General features: G+C 69.4%; 12 protein-coding genes and 1 pseudogene. 5 read left to right on the top strand and 8 right to left on the bottom strand.

What is annotated here, in order from left to right; all coding sequences use genetic code 11:
* Positions 1 to 48 precede the first annotated feature (48 nt).
* Positions 49 to 360 (bottom strand): HU family DNA-binding protein, encoded by a 312-nt coding sequence (locus tag BJ991_RS17725; protein WP_179492201.1) that lies wholly within the window; start codon positions 358 to 360, stop codon positions 49 to 51.
* A gap of 381 nt (positions 361 to 741) precedes the next feature.
* On the opposite strand from BJ991_RS17725, the gene BJ991_RS17730 reads away from it, so the two are divergent.
* Positions 742 to 1,209 carry a pyridoxamine 5'-phosphate oxidase family protein gene (locus BJ991_RS17730; RefSeq protein WP_179492203.1) on the top strand — a complete coding sequence of 156 codons (468 nt, stop codon included), beginning with the start codon at positions 742 to 744 and terminating at the stop codon, positions 1,207 to 1,209.
* Positions 1,210 to 1,329: 120 nt separating this feature from the next.
* Here BJ991_RS17730 and BJ991_RS17735 read toward each other — a convergent pair whose 3' ends face one another.
* The 4 genes from BJ991_RS17735 to BJ991_RS17750 all read right to left on the bottom strand — a co-directional run bounded on the left by BJ991_RS17735 (position 1,330) and on the right by BJ991_RS17750 (position 5,922).
* Positions 1,330 to 4,200 carry an AAA family ATPase gene (locus BJ991_RS17735; protein WP_179492205.1) on the bottom strand — a complete coding sequence of 957 codons (2,871 nt, stop codon included), beginning with the start codon at positions 4,198 to 4,200 and terminating at the stop codon, positions 1,330 to 1,332.
* A gap of 87 nt (positions 4,201 to 4,287) precedes the next feature.
* Positions 4,288 to 5,229 carry a TolB-like translocation protein gene (locus BJ991_RS17740; protein ID WP_179492207.1) on the bottom strand — a complete coding sequence of 314 codons (942 nt, stop codon included), beginning with the start codon at positions 5,227 to 5,229 and terminating at the stop codon, positions 4,288 to 4,290.
* A gap of 239 nt (positions 5,230 to 5,468) precedes the next feature.
* Positions 5,469 to 5,738, bottom strand: a complete 270-nt coding sequence (locus BJ991_RS17745) for a hypothetical protein (protein ID WP_179492209.1) — start codon at positions 5,736 to 5,738, stop codon at positions 5,469 to 5,471.
* 7 nt (positions 5,739 to 5,745) lie between these two features.
* Entirely contained in the window at positions 5,746 to 5,922 is a 177-nt protein-coding gene (locus tag BJ991_RS17750) for a hypothetical protein (RefSeq protein WP_218852976.1), read from the bottom strand.
* A gap of 351 nt (positions 5,923 to 6,273) precedes the next feature.
* On the opposite strand from BJ991_RS17750, the gene BJ991_RS17755 reads away from it, so the two are divergent.
* A complete protein-coding gene (locus tag BJ991_RS17755) occupies positions 6,274 to 8,436 on the top strand; it encodes an alpha/beta hydrolase-fold protein (RefSeq protein WP_179492211.1) in 2,163 nt (720 codons plus the stop codon).
* 88 nt (positions 8,437 to 8,524) lie between these two features.
* Here BJ991_RS17755 and BJ991_RS17760 read toward each other — a convergent pair whose 3' ends face one another.
* Positions 8,525 to 8,905 (bottom strand): hypothetical protein, encoded by a 381-nt coding sequence (locus BJ991_RS17760; RefSeq protein ID WP_179492213.1) that lies wholly within the window; start codon positions 8,903 to 8,905, stop codon positions 8,525 to 8,527.
* A gap of 12 nt (positions 8,906 to 8,917) precedes the next feature.
* On the bottom strand, positions 8,918 to 9,217 hold the full coding sequence (locus BJ991_RS17765) for a hypothetical protein (protein WP_179492215.1): 300 nt from the start codon (positions 9,215 to 9,217) through the stop codon (positions 8,918 to 8,920).
* Between the two features lie 294 nt (positions 9,218 to 9,511).
* Between BJ991_RS17765 and BJ991_RS17770 the strand changes: the two genes are divergently transcribed.
* From BJ991_RS17770 to BJ991_RS17780, 3 genes and pseudogenes are all read left to right on the top strand, one after another.
* Positions 9,512 to 10,222: a lysophospholipid acyltransferase family protein gene (locus tag BJ991_RS17770; RefSeq protein ID WP_343048822.1), complete on the top strand. Its 711-nt coding sequence runs from the start codon at positions 9,512 to 9,514 to the stop codon at positions 10,220 to 10,222.
* 466 nt (positions 10,223 to 10,688) lie between these two features.
* A complete protein-coding gene (locus tag BJ991_RS17775; protein WP_179492217.1) occupies positions 10,689 to 11,372 on the top strand; it encodes a phosphatase PAP2 family protein in 684 nt (227 codons plus the stop codon).
* 322 nt (positions 11,373 to 11,694) lie between these two features.
* Positions 11,695 to 12,352 (top strand): annotated as a pseudogene (locus BJ991_RS17780) (IS256 family transposase); the annotation flags it as partial.
* Between the two features lie 160 nt (positions 12,353 to 12,512).
* On the opposite strand, the gene BJ991_RS17785 reads toward BJ991_RS17780, so the two are convergent.
* A complete protein-coding gene (locus BJ991_RS17785; RefSeq protein ID WP_179492219.1) occupies positions 12,513 to 13,061 on the bottom strand; it encodes a flavin reductase family protein in 549 nt (182 codons plus the stop codon).
* Between the last annotated feature and the right edge of the window lie 13 nt (positions 13,062 to 13,074).

The raw sequence follows: 13,074 nt of genomic DNA on the forward strand, positions 1-13,074 counted from the left end.
CACCCGGGGCTTCTTCGTGGCCATGTCATCCCGACCGAAACGTGACCGTCAGGAACCCGCGACGCTCCGGTTGACAGCTCGCGTCGCCGAGAACTTGAGCACCGTGTAGTCGTCGATCTGCATCGAGCCGTCTCCGTCCGCGAAGCGGACACGGTGACCCTTGTGCTCCTGCGGGTAGAACCTGCCGAATCCGGTGAGCGTGACCTTGTTCCCCTGCGACACCAGGTCGATCAGCTCTTCGATGAATGCGTCGTAGACCTGCTGCGTGACCCCCAGCGGGAGCTTCCCCCGGCGCGCAACGCGCTGAACGAACTCCCTCCTGCTCACGCGCCCCTGCTCGAGCCCTGCGATCGTGCTCATACCTTGCCATCCCATGCTGCTCGCCGATGCGAGCGGTACGTGAGCCCCGGCAGACACTCAACCCAGTACCGGGACTCTGTCCACGTGGAAGACGTGTCGACGTCAGTGCGCGCTCGTCCCTCCCTCGAAGTTAGTCACATGCCTGGTGAAGTTCACTGATAAAGGTGACAAGGCATCGTTTTCGCCTCGTCTACCATCGCATCAGGGGGAGGCATCCTCTGACGGGCGCTCGATTGCGCGGGTGAGGCGATGGCTTGCTCGGTCTCGGCCTCGCGGCCGCCGCAGTGGTCGAAGCAGCGTTCGGCTGAGGTCACCGCGCCGGGACCTTCGACCCCTCGCCGGGTGCGCACCCGGCGCATCGTGGTGTTCGAGGAGGCAGAGATGTTCACGAATCCCGCACCGTCGCGGACCGACGATGTCGTCGAGGTCCTGACCGAGGAGCAGTGCTGGAACCTGCTCGACCGCTGCGAACTGGGTCGTCTCGCGGTGGTCGCCGATGGCGCTCCCGAGATCTTCCCCGTCAACTACGTCACCGACGGTCCCTACGTGCTCTTCCGGACCGCGCCCGGCACGAAGCTGGAGAAGCTCGCCGAGAGCCCGCAAGTCGCGTTCGAGGTCGACGAGTACGACGACACACACGCCGCGAGCGTGATCCTCAAGGGCGTCGCCCACCGCCTCACCGTGCAGAGCGAGATCGACGCCGCCGAGGAGCTCGCACTCGAGTCGTGGATCCCGACGCTGAAGTACCGGTGGGTGCGGATCACGGCGACCGAGGTCTCCGGTCGCCGGTTCCCACGAGGACCCGAACCGGAGCGCTACCGGGCCTCGCGCGATGACCGCGACGGGTAGGTCGCGTCACGGCCTCCCCATCCCTCGCCCTGACGAACGCCGCCCGCGTGCGATCCTCTCTTTGGCCCGCTCGACGTAGCTCGCGACATCGACCTCTCACCGCGCCTGGAGTCGCCGCCCTTACGGCGCGGCAGACTCGAGGAGGGCGAGTTCGTGTGCCCTCCCGGTCGCCTCCGTGCGGGTGCGGCATCCGAGTTTCGCCAGGATGCTGCGCACGTGCATGTCGACGGTCCGCGGGCTGAGGAAGAGGAGGCTTGCGATCTCGCGGTTGGTCCGCCCGACCGCGACGAGACGGAGGATCTCGAGCTCACGCCGTGTGAGGCCGCCGTTCTCGAGATCGCGCGCCGCACGGCGGCCCAGCCGCTCATCGAGGGACTCGCCGGATGCCTCGAGATCCGCCGCCGTGCGGTGCGCGAAGGGACGCGCATCGAGCTTCCTGAACGTCCGATACGCGCCTGTCATGCGCTCCACCCCCATCGCGCGGTCGCCCGCGGCGGTGAGCGCGGTCCCCAGGCGCGCCTGGGTCAGCGCGCGCTCGAACGGCGCATCGATTTCGCCCAGCCGGTCGAACGCCTGCGCGAACTGCTCCGCCGCCGTCGCGTGATCGCGCTCGACCATCGCCACCTCGCCCAATGCATGCGCCAGCGCCGCCAGACAGTCCGCGCTTCCGAATCGCGGCGCCCAGGACGCGCTCGCGTCGGCGCACGCGTACACCAGCTCGGTGTCGCCGCGCCGTGCGCCGAAGGTCGCTGCGAGCCGCAATGTGCGCGGGCGGCCCGACACCATCTGCTCGACCCGCATCGTCACGAGCGCACGCCAGCCCCCGGGTTGGACGCCGCGGAGTTCGTCCACCAAGGCGAGGCCGCACGCGCTCTCCTCCTCCACCCCCGCGAGGCCGAGATCACGCGCGAACGCAAGTGATCTGCGGAGGTGCCGACGGGCCCGCGACGTGAAGCCCCGCGCGGCGGCGACGAGACCGAGCGTGAGAAGGGCGTGCGCGCTGCTGGCCCCGTCCTCGAGCTCCGTTCGCTGAAGAAGATCCCGCGCCAACCCCTCCGCTCGCGTCCACTCCCCGCGGTTCCGCAGCACCATGGCCAGGCAGCTCAGGCAGAAGTGCTCGTCTTCGCTGAGGCCGTTGTTGCGGCAGTGGGCGACGGCGTCGTCGAGAGCCGATTGCGCGGCCGGGTAGTCGGCCCAATCGTTCGCGAGTGCGCCGAGCGCCCAGTAGGCGGTGGCGGCTGCCTCGACATGGTGGTTGTCCAGCGCGAGTCCGAGCGCCGACCGCATCAGCTCGAACCCTTCTTCGCGGCGCCCGGATCTGCCCACCATGAACCCCCTGAGGCTCAGACACTCGGATTCGAGGTCCGATCTGCCCACACTGCGAGCCGCCGCGTGCGCCCGGTCGAGGGCACCGTGCGCGGCGACGGGATCATCGCGCCAGAGGCCGCCGGCCGCCACGATCCAGTCGCCCGCTGCTTCCGCCAAGACATCTGCGGCCTCGAATGCCTCCGCAGCCCGGGTGCGTGCAGCCGCCGCCTTCGGCGAAGCGCCCTGAAGCTCGTACACGGTGGCGAGCCGTCGCTGGACGCCTGCCACCCGCTCGCGGTCGGAGGTGCCGTCGAGGCCAGCGTCGACCTCCTCCCACGCTCGTGCGGCCTCGCTGAGCTCGCCGCAGAGCTGAGCGCAGCGTCCCAGCTCCTCGAGGAGATCCAGCCGGCCAGGCTCATCCTCTCCGTCCGGCCAGGCTTCGAGCGCCGTCCGAGCGGATGCCGCCGCGTCCCGGTACGCGTGCACGTCGCACGATCGCCGGGTAGCCCGCACGAGCAGTGGACGTGCACGGTCCGGCTCCCGTGCGGCCAACCAGTGGTGCGCGGCGAGCGCCGGCTCGGCTCCGCGTTCTTCGAGCAGGCGACCCACGTCTCGATGGAGGGATCGGCGCCGTTGCCACGGAGTGTCGGCGTGCAGCGCCTCCCTGACCAGGTCGTGACGGAACGCGACGGTCCCCGGCTGCGCATCACGGAGCACACCGAGGTCGACGAGCTCGCCCACCCCGGCGTCGCATCCGAGCGCTGTGAGAAGGTCGAGGTCCACGAAGACGCCGACGACGGCGGATGCCTCGAGAGCGCGCCGACCTTCGGATGACAGCCCCTCGACCCTCAGCCGGACCATGTCGCGCAACGTCTCGGGGATCGGGACGATCGAGCCCTCCTCGAGCTCGATGCCGCGAGGGCCGGGAACCAGTCGACCACCTGCCTGCAAGGCCGCCGCCAGCTCTTCCACGAAGAACGGCACGCCCTGGGTCCGGTCGTACAACGCGGCACGCAGCATCGGACCGGGTTCCCCTCCGAGGACCCGCGCGGCGAGCACGGCGGTCTCGTCCGCGTCGAGCCGCGCCACGGTGATCTCCGTCAGCCGCCCGGCGCGGCGGAGGTCCACCCGCAGTCGCCGCAGCGGATGCCCGCGCGGTATCTCCTCGCTCCGATAGGCGCCGATCACGAGCAGAGGCCACTCCTCCGCGGCCTCCGCGAGCGAGGGCAGCAGGTCGAGGGTCGCCGCATCCGCCCACTGCAGGTCGTCGAGGAGGATGACCGTCGCAGAGCGAGTCGCGATCGCCGCGAGGGCGCCGCGCACCGCCTCGACCAGGGTCTCGCGATCGGCCGCGCTGATCGCCGGGCCGAGCTCGGGCACGATGGCGCCGAGAGTGCCGGCGAGGGGGCCGTCGAGCTCGAGCCCGCCAGGCTCGCGGCGAAGGTACTCTCGCAGCACTGCGGCGATCGGCGCATACGGCGAGGACGAGCGCTGGTCGGCGACTGCTCTCAGCGTGGCCAGCCCTCCGCCGGCCGTGGCGGCCTCGGCCAGTCGGGTCTTGCCCACACCCGCCTCGCCGGCGAGCAGCACGAGTCCGCCGCGGCCTGTGGCGGCGGCCGAGATCACGCCGGCGAGCTGCTCGAGCTCCCGTTCGCGACCGACCATCGGATCGCCCCTCCGCACGCGGTGAGTCTATCCAGGCGGGAGCACCCACGGTTCGGGGTCCGCGGGTGCTCACCTGCGCCGCGACCAGTCGGCGCGCCCCCTCAGTCAGCGCGTGCTGACGAAGATGTCGCCGTCTCGGCCGAAGTACAGCCGGTGCCCGTCGCCCGACAGCGAGGGCCGCGTCTCGGCTCCGGCTGTGCTGACCGCGCTGACGACCACGGGCTCGCTCCACCCGCCGCTCGTGCCCTTGGCCGAACCGGGGCGGTTGGCGCTGTAGATGTCGAAGAGGCCGGGACCACCGACGCGGTTCGACGCGAACACGATCTCCATGCCGTCTCGGCCGACGTTCGGCATCACGTCATGCATCTCGGTGTTGAGCTCGGCCACTGGTTCGCCGGGGCCGAAGGCCAGAGCTCCGATCTGCGGGCTGGCGTAGATGTCCTGGTCGTCTTCGAGCGAGCCGGGCTGCTGGAAATTCGCGCCGCTGGAGAAGTACAGGTACGTCGTCGAGCCGGTCGTCACGAGCGACGGGCCGTACTCCCAGCCCGCGGTGTTCGGACCGTTCGGCGCGCAGCCGAGGTTGCGCGGTGCCGTCCACCCAGCTGGTCCGGACACCCGGTGCACGATGTAGATGTCTCCCCCGCCGCACGCCGCCGTGCCGTACGCGTCGACGCCACCGCGGGTCGAGACGAAGAGGAGCGATCCGTCGGCGAGCGGCGTCGGGCAGAAGTCCTGCGTTGCGCTGTTGATCGGCGCAGGCAGCTGCACGGGAGCGTTGAAGCTCCCCGCCCTATCGACGCGGGCCGCGACCCAGATGTCGTTGTCGGGACCGCCGCGCATCGAGGCGATGTACAGCTCCTGACCGTTCGGCGACTCGATCGGGCATCCGTCCGCCTGCGGTGCGTTGACGCCGGACACCGCAGCGGCCTCGCCCCACCCGCCGTCGGCTCCGTACGGCAGGCCGCTCGCAGCGGTCGGCGCGAAGGCCATCGTCCCCGCGAAGACGACGGCCACGACAGTGAATGCCCCGCGCGTGATTCGATTCATGAGGCTTTCCCTCCCTTGAACCCGGAGCGTTCGTGCCCGGTGCCGGCGGCCGCCCGGTCGGGCTCGCCGCGAGGCTCACGCTACGAAGGGACGAGGCTTGCGAACCTGCGTCGCATTGCCGTACTTCCGGGGTCGACATGCCGTATTTCGGCGCGCTGATCACAGCCACAACCCGTGTTCGGCGGACGGATGCAGCGCGAGGCCATCGATCCCGTAGGCGAGAGTCGCCCGCCTTCTGCCTACCAGACGATGCCGCCCCCGGCCGAGATGCCGGCCCACGTCAGCGCGATGAAGATCGCGGCGAACACGACAGGCGCGATCCCCTTGCCGTCGCGCGCGAGGCCCTTGAGGAGGGCGATCACGGCGAGGATCGCGGCGACGATGGAGAGGCCGCCACCCAGGACCAGCCCGATGAACAGCGGGATGGGCATGAGCAGGAGACCCGCCAGGCCGAACCAGAACGCGGCCCACGCGGTCGGGTTCGATCGGCCTGCGACAGGAGACGACATGCCTCCATCATGTCGTGCCCGTCTGCGACTCTGAACCGCTGGCGCTACTCCCAGCGGAGGAACCGGATCCGTTCGGCCCCAGGATCCCGAAGATCTCACCCGCCTCGATCTCAAGGTCCAGACCATCGACCGCGACCGTCGCGCCATAGGTCTTGCGCAGGCCGCGGACCTCGATGATCGCCATGACGGCAGCATGTCAGAGCACGCGCCCGCGACCCAAGCATCCGGGGTCGATGCGAGCCATGACCGCGCGCCCGTCATGCGGCATCGAGTCGCACTATCAGGAACGAATTCTGTACAACGTTGGAATTCCCTCTTGACCTCGGCTCACCTGAGACACGACGATGGGGCTTGCGGTGTTTACGACGTTGTAAATCGCTTCGGCGGAGCTTCGTCGTCGGTCCGTCCGAGCCCCCTCGGGCCGGCCACACTCCCGCATGACGCGGTGCGGGAGGTACACGAGAGGAAATCGAAGGTGATTCTGACAGATCAAGGGCGGGGCACCGAAAGGCGCTCCCGTCGTGCGTGGGTGGCGATGACCACTGCGGTCGCGTTGGGAGTGTCGACACTCCTCGCGGCCCAACCGGCCGCAGCCGCCGAAGACCCGTGGGTCGCCGAGATCGACAACGTCATCTCGGACGTCTACCGGTTCACTGTTCCCAACTCGGCGATCCAGCCGGCGACCGGCATCACCGGCGCGGTCGTCGCGGTCGAAGGCAACTTCGCTCCGGGCAAGACCTGGACGACCCTCAACATGGGGCTCAGCGGAGGCAACTGGACTTCGACCATCGGCCCGCTCGAGCCGGGGCTGTATTACTACCAGTACTCGGCACGGCCGTCGTGGGGCGAGGACGCCATCCCGTTCCGCAATCCCGCCAGCCCGCAGGAGGTGACCTCGAAGCCGACGTGGAACACGCTGTTCGTCGACGGCCCGGGCGCCGAGTGGCTCGCGGATGCGCCGGCGGGCGGCAGCCTCGACGAGCTCACCTACGACAGCTCGGTCACAGGCACCGAGCGCTCGGCTCTGGTGTGGACGCCCCCCGGCTACGACGAGAACCGCGCGGAGCCGTACCCGGTGCTCTACCTCCTCCAGGACGAGGGCCAGAGCTATCGCGAATGGGTGGAGCTCGGGCGATTGAAGCAGATCCTCGACAACCTGACGGTCGACGGGGACATCGAGCCGACGGTCGTCGTCATGGGCGACGGCGAGACGGATGAGGTCCGCGGTGAGGTGGTCAAGAACCTCCTGCCGGCCGCGGAGGGGTCGTTCCACATCTCCAGCGACCCGGCTGATCGGGCGATCGCCGGCATCGGCCGTGGTGCCGAGCAGGCTCTCAGCCTCCTCGTCAGCGCCACGGGAGAGTTCTCGAAGGTCGGCTCGTTCTCGGGCTACCTCGAGCGCAACGTCGGCAAGGGCAAGGCGCGACAGATCAACGACGCGACCGACCTCATCCGTCTGTACGTCGGCAACGTCACCGACCCTCGGTACAACGACACGGTCGCGCTCGCCGACAAGCTCGATGACAGCGGTGTCGAGTTCCAGTCGGACGGCTCCGACCCCGAGACCGGCGGCACGTGGGACACGTGGCAGAAGAGCCTCCATGACTTCGCGCTGCGCGCGCTCGGATCGCCGGCCGACACCGGGCCGAGCGAGGGGCATCTCCCGCTCGAGCCGCACTCGCTCCCGGCATCCGGCACGACCCCGACGCCGTGGATCGACGAGAACGGAGTCGTCACGTTCGAGACGGGCACCGAGTTCGCCGACGCGAACAACGTGACGGTGTGGGGCAACTTCGGTCCTGCCGGCAGCTGGCCGCGCACCCCGATGACCAAGCAGGACGACGGGCGCTGGCGTCTGACGATGCCTGTCGAGTCCGGCTCGTACTACTACAAGTTCGTCGTCGAGGGTGTCGACCACAAGGACGAGACCAACCCGACGACGGTCTTCTCGGAGCCGAACTGGAGCACGTTCCAGGTTCCGGGCGACGACACGCTCCGCGGCGAGTACACGACCCCGGTCGCACCCGAGTCGCGCGGTGACGTCGAGATCATGAACTACACGAGCACGGCGAACGGCAATCCGGTGCGCTCCGCATATGTGTGGACGCCGCCGGACTACGACCCCCAGCGGGAGGAGCCCTACCCGGTGTTCTACCTTCAGCACGGTGGCGGACAGACGTGGACGGACTGGATCGAGGTCGGCTTCGCCGCCCAGATCCTGGACAACCACTACCTCCGCGGCAACACCGAGCCGATGGTGGTCGTGATGGCCAACGGCAACGGCGTGAACTTCCCCAACGAGATCACGCAGGCCATCACGGTGACCGCCGAGGCGCAGTACAACGTCAGCAGCGACGGTGAAGACCGCGCTCTGGCCGGCCTGTCGCTGGGTTCCGGACACACCCTCAGCACGCTGTGGGCGCACCCGGGCGAGTTCGCCTACATCGGGGCGATGTCGGCGTTCGGCAACGTTCCCGCAAACGCGGATGTCGCGGCGATCAACGCCGGGACCAAGCTGCTGCGCGTCTACTCCGGTGACGTCCAGGACTTCACCTACGGAGCGACGCTGAGCCTGATCAGCAGCCTGACCAACCGCGGTGTCGTGCACGAGTTCGCACCGATCATCCCCGGCCCGCACAGCTGGGACGTGTGGCAGAAGTCGCTGATCGACTTCCTGCCACGTCTGTTCCAGGACTGACGCGTCAGCCGGCAAGCCGCGAATAGGGTCCCGTGAGGGTGGGGACAGTACTCCCGCCCTCACGGGGCCTTGCGCTGTCGCGTGGGTGTCACCTGTCGGCGTTCGGACCAGGCCCGGGCCCCAACGGATGCGCCAGGTCATAGGCCCGCGAGAGCTTCAGCGGGACGACCATGCGCCATCCGTCCACAACGAACTCTCGAGCCTCACCCGAATCGAGCGACGCAAGGTCGGACTCGACCCAGTTGAATCGAAGGTCTGAGGTCGCCGGCATCCGAAACTTCTTCGGGTCTCCCCCGACGAGTGCGGCCCGCTCCTCCTTCGGGAACGCGAACCCCATCTGCAGGTTGTCGAGAGAGAACGCGACATACACGATCTGCCCGACCCTGAACTTCAGTCGACCCCGCACGTAGACCGGATAGGACCGCTCGAGTTCCGACCCGAGGTCCAGGACGTCTTCCAGCACCGCCATCGATCGCACCCCTCAGCGGAGCGCCACCGGGAAGAGCTCCGTGCGCGCAACCACCCGGTCGCGGTCGCTCGCGAGCGCCACACGGTCGGGGTCGGTGACGTAGGCGTCGAGCGCCGCGGCATCCGGGAATCGATACAGCTGGACCTCGTGCGGTCGGCCCTCCGCACCGTCACCGACAGCGCGCTGGATGACCTCGCCGCCGTGGCGTGGAACAAGCGTCAGGACGCGGTCCTCGTAGGCGGTGAGGCCTGCGGCCTCGCCGTCGCGGGCCCACAGAAGGCAGCACAGCAGGATCTCGGGGCCGTTGCTCACTCGCCGATCCTATGGGGGGTCGCGGGCCCGGTTCCACGGGGTTCAACCCCCCGACGACATCAACGGCGATATCGCCCAGAGCACGGGCCGCGGCGAGGACTGACCTCGCCGTGGGGAAGGCGCACATCGTGCAGGACGTGCATTTCACGAATATGCGGTTCGATCGCGCAGTGGTCGAGTTCGACTCGATCGCGCACAAGATGGCCGAGTCGGTGGGCTACACCGCCACACTCTCCCTCTATCGTGCGGTGCCCGCATCCGGTCTCTCCCGGCGACGCCGGGTAGGGTGGCGAGGTGACAGCGGCCACTCCCCCGAGCCCCGCCCCGGCACCGCGGCCGGGCGCGATCTACTTCCTCGGGCGGGTGGTTCTGCGACCGCTGTTCTGGGTGTTGTACCGTCCGCGCATCGTCGGTCGAGAGAACGTCCCGAAGCGAGGCCTGGTGCTGCTCGCGAGCAACCACCTCGCGTCGCTCGATACGGTGATCATCCCGACGGCCGCGACCCGTCCGGTCCAGTTCCTCATCAAGTCGTCGTACTTCACGGGCCCCGGAATCCTCGGCCGCTTCAAGCGATGGTTCTTCACCTCGATCGGCGGGGTTCCGGTGTACCGCGCGACGGGTCGCGATGCACGCGCCGCGCTCGACGCCGGCAGCAGCATCCTGCGCGCCGGCAGCGTGTTCGCGGTCTTCCCCGAGGGCACCCGCTCGCGCGACGGCAAGCTGCACCACGGCCACGGCGGCGCGGCGTGGATGGCGCGCGACACCGGCGCGACGGTCGTGCCCGTTGGACTGATCGGCACCGGCACCGTCAAGCCGTTCAACCATCTGCTGCCGGGCAGGCCGCGCGTGGAGGTGCGCTTCGGCAGGCCGCTCGATCTCAGCGACCTTGATGGCGTGCCCGACGGAAAGGCTCGTCGCGAGATCACCGAGCGGATGATGGCGGCGATCGCCCGCTTGAGCGGACAGGAACGCTCGGGCAGCGTCAACGCGTCGTCGCGTGACTGACCCGGCCGTCGCGTTCAGCGCCATGCGACCGGCGTGGGCCTCGTCGTGATCACCCCGCACGCTGAGCGTCAGGTCGGCTGCAGGAACGTCCACCGGTGAACCTCTGGGTCCTCGGGTCGGTACTGCCGGCCCCAGGGTGCCTCGGTCGGCTCGCTGAGGATCGTCCGCGCTTGCCGCCTGCCCGTCCTCATGGCCGAGCATCGGCGCGCCCGAGTCCTACTCCTCCGGGCTCGACATCGACTGGGCTATCGTCCTCTTCCTCCCTTCTGGTTCCGGGGTCCGCTGCTCGCCCTGGCGACCTGGGCGTACGCGGTCCATCGCGCCGAGTCATCGGTCGGCGAGTCGCTGCGATCACCGCGCACGCCCAGCCTGCGGTCCGCTGACGAAGACGGGGCGGATGCCGGCAACCGTGGTTTCCCGGGGCTCCGGCCTCCTCGCACCGGCGCGGCGCTACTACGATGCGGGCATGCCGTTGCTCCGTGCCGTGATCCTGCCGGGGCTCGGCGCGATCGCCGTGCTGGCGGCGGTTGGGCGGGCGACCCGGTTCGTCGGCGGCGACGACCCACGCGAGGACCGGGCCGTGCGCGCGCTCCAGCGCAGGTTCGGCCACGGGGCGGGCGACGCCGATGCCGCCGTTGCGACTGACCCCGCCGACCCGACATCACCCCGCGGGTTGATCGACCGGGTCACCTGGCCGCTCTCGTGGTACTCCGGCGTGGAGCAGACCGTCGCGAACGGGGCGATCTGGTGCGGCATCACCTGGCTGCTCACCCGCGACCGGCGCGCAGCGATCGCCCCCGCGGCGGCGCTCACCCTCGAGACCGGGATCTTCCTCGCGTCCGCGGCCCTCGTCGGACGGCCACGGCCGAAGGGCGTGTGGCGCCCCGAGCACCCGCACGCGACCTCGTCGTTCCCGTCCGGACACACGGGAGGCGCCTTCGCGCTGCACGGCATCCTCGCCGACCTGCTCGAAATCCACGGTGCCCGGGGCGCGCGGCTTCTCGGCCCTCTCCTTCGATACGGGATCCCCGGAGCGATCGCATTCTCACGCGTCTACCGCGGCCAGCACCACATCTCGGACACCGTCGCGGGCGCCCTGCTCGGACGGTGGAGTGCCCGTGTCGTGCGGCGGGAGCTGATGTCGTCGTAGGCAAGCCGGATGCCCCGCCCGGCGGCCGCGCGGATCTGGCGGGCGCCCGACTCCGCGCCTCGATGTAGGCAAATCGGCGCTTGGTCGGCGGCGGCCACGGGCGCGCTTCTCACCTGTCGCAGGGCTCAGCCGTCATATCCCCGGAAGGATGCAACCATCTGCCAGCCAACGAGTCGAGCTCGGTCGAGTCGAACTGAACGGTGAGTAGTGCCCCTTAACGTGGTGTAGCCGCGGTGACCCGCCTCGTCGCTATGACGTGAGCGCGGTCACCGTGTGATCCTTCGAGGAAACTCTCACATCCCACTCGAAAGGCATCATCACGGTGACCGCACCTCATATTGTCGACCCTGCCAGGCCTGCTTGCTGAAAGCGCTGACCGACGCGTCCCCCGATCTGATGCGCGGCCTGCTGCAGACCATGACCAACGCGTTGCTGTCTGCCGACGCGGACGCTGTCGTCGGCGCGGAATGGGGCAAGCCCAGCCCGACCCGCACGACGCAGCACAACGGCTACCGGCACCGCGACCTCGATACCCGGGTCGGCACGATCGACGTGCAGATTCCGAAGCTGCGGCAGGGCACGTACTTCCCGGAGTGGCTGCTGGAGCGCCGCAAACGCGCCGAGACGGCGCTGATCACCGTCGTTGCCGACTGCTACCTCGCCGGGGTCTCGACCCGCCGGATGGACAAGCTCGTGAAGACCTCGGGATCCACTCGCTGTCGAAGTCGCAGGTGTCCCGGATGGCGGCGGAGCTCGACGAGCACGTCGAGCAGTTCCGGCACCGCCCGCTCGCGGAGGCTGGCCCGTTCACGTTCGTCGCCGCTGACGCGCTGACCATGAAGGTCCGTGAAGGCGGCCGGGTCACGGGCGCGGTCGTGCTGGTCGCGACCGGGGTGAACGGCGACGGGCACCGCGAGGTCCTCGGCCTGCGGGTCGCCACCAGCGAGACCGGCGCGGCATGGAACTCGTTCTTCGCCGACGCCCGAGACGAGCACGGCCGATCACCTTCATCTGCACCATGATCGATACCTGCACCGGCTCCTTCCGACTCCAGCACCTCGGACCGCCGGAGGTCGACCCAGCTAACCGACCTGCCGGAACGCGAACCGGTCTGCGGGCGAGACTCCACCGTATGCCGAGTCAGGCCGCTCTCGTCGCGAGCGAGTGGTAGTTCCCCGCGAAGAACACCAGCGGCTCGCCCGCGCTCGCCTCGGACCAGCTGGTGGCGCTCGCGAGGACAACGTCATGATCGCCGGCGTGCGCGACGGTCTCGATCCGCGCATCGAGCCAGCCGAGCGCGTCCGCGAGCACGGGGTGACCGGCAGGAGTGAGCGTCCAGTCGTCGTCCGCGAACTTGTCGACATCCTTGCGTGCGAATCGACGCGAGACGTGCTCGTGGTCGGCACGCAGGATCGAGACAGCGAACTCTCCGATCGGGCGCAGCGCGGCCCAGGTGCGGCTCGAAGGCATCGGGTAGAACGCAACCATCGGGGGGTCGAGCGAAACCGAGGTGAACGAGTTGCACGCCATTCCGACCGGGCCGTCACCGGTCATCGCCGTGATGAGCACGACCCCTGTCGGGTATCGCCCGAGGGCGTCGCGGAAGCCACGCTGCAGCAATTCTGCGGTGCCGCGTTGCTTGTCGTGGCGCAGGGAGCGGCCGGTGGCAGCAATGGTCGAGCGCGTCATGAGCGACAATCCT

This window comes from Microbacterium immunditiarum, assembly GCF_013409785.1.
GTDB classification, from domain to species: domain Bacteria; phylum Actinomycetota; class Actinomycetes; order Actinomycetales; family Microbacteriaceae; genus Microbacterium; species Microbacterium immunditiarum.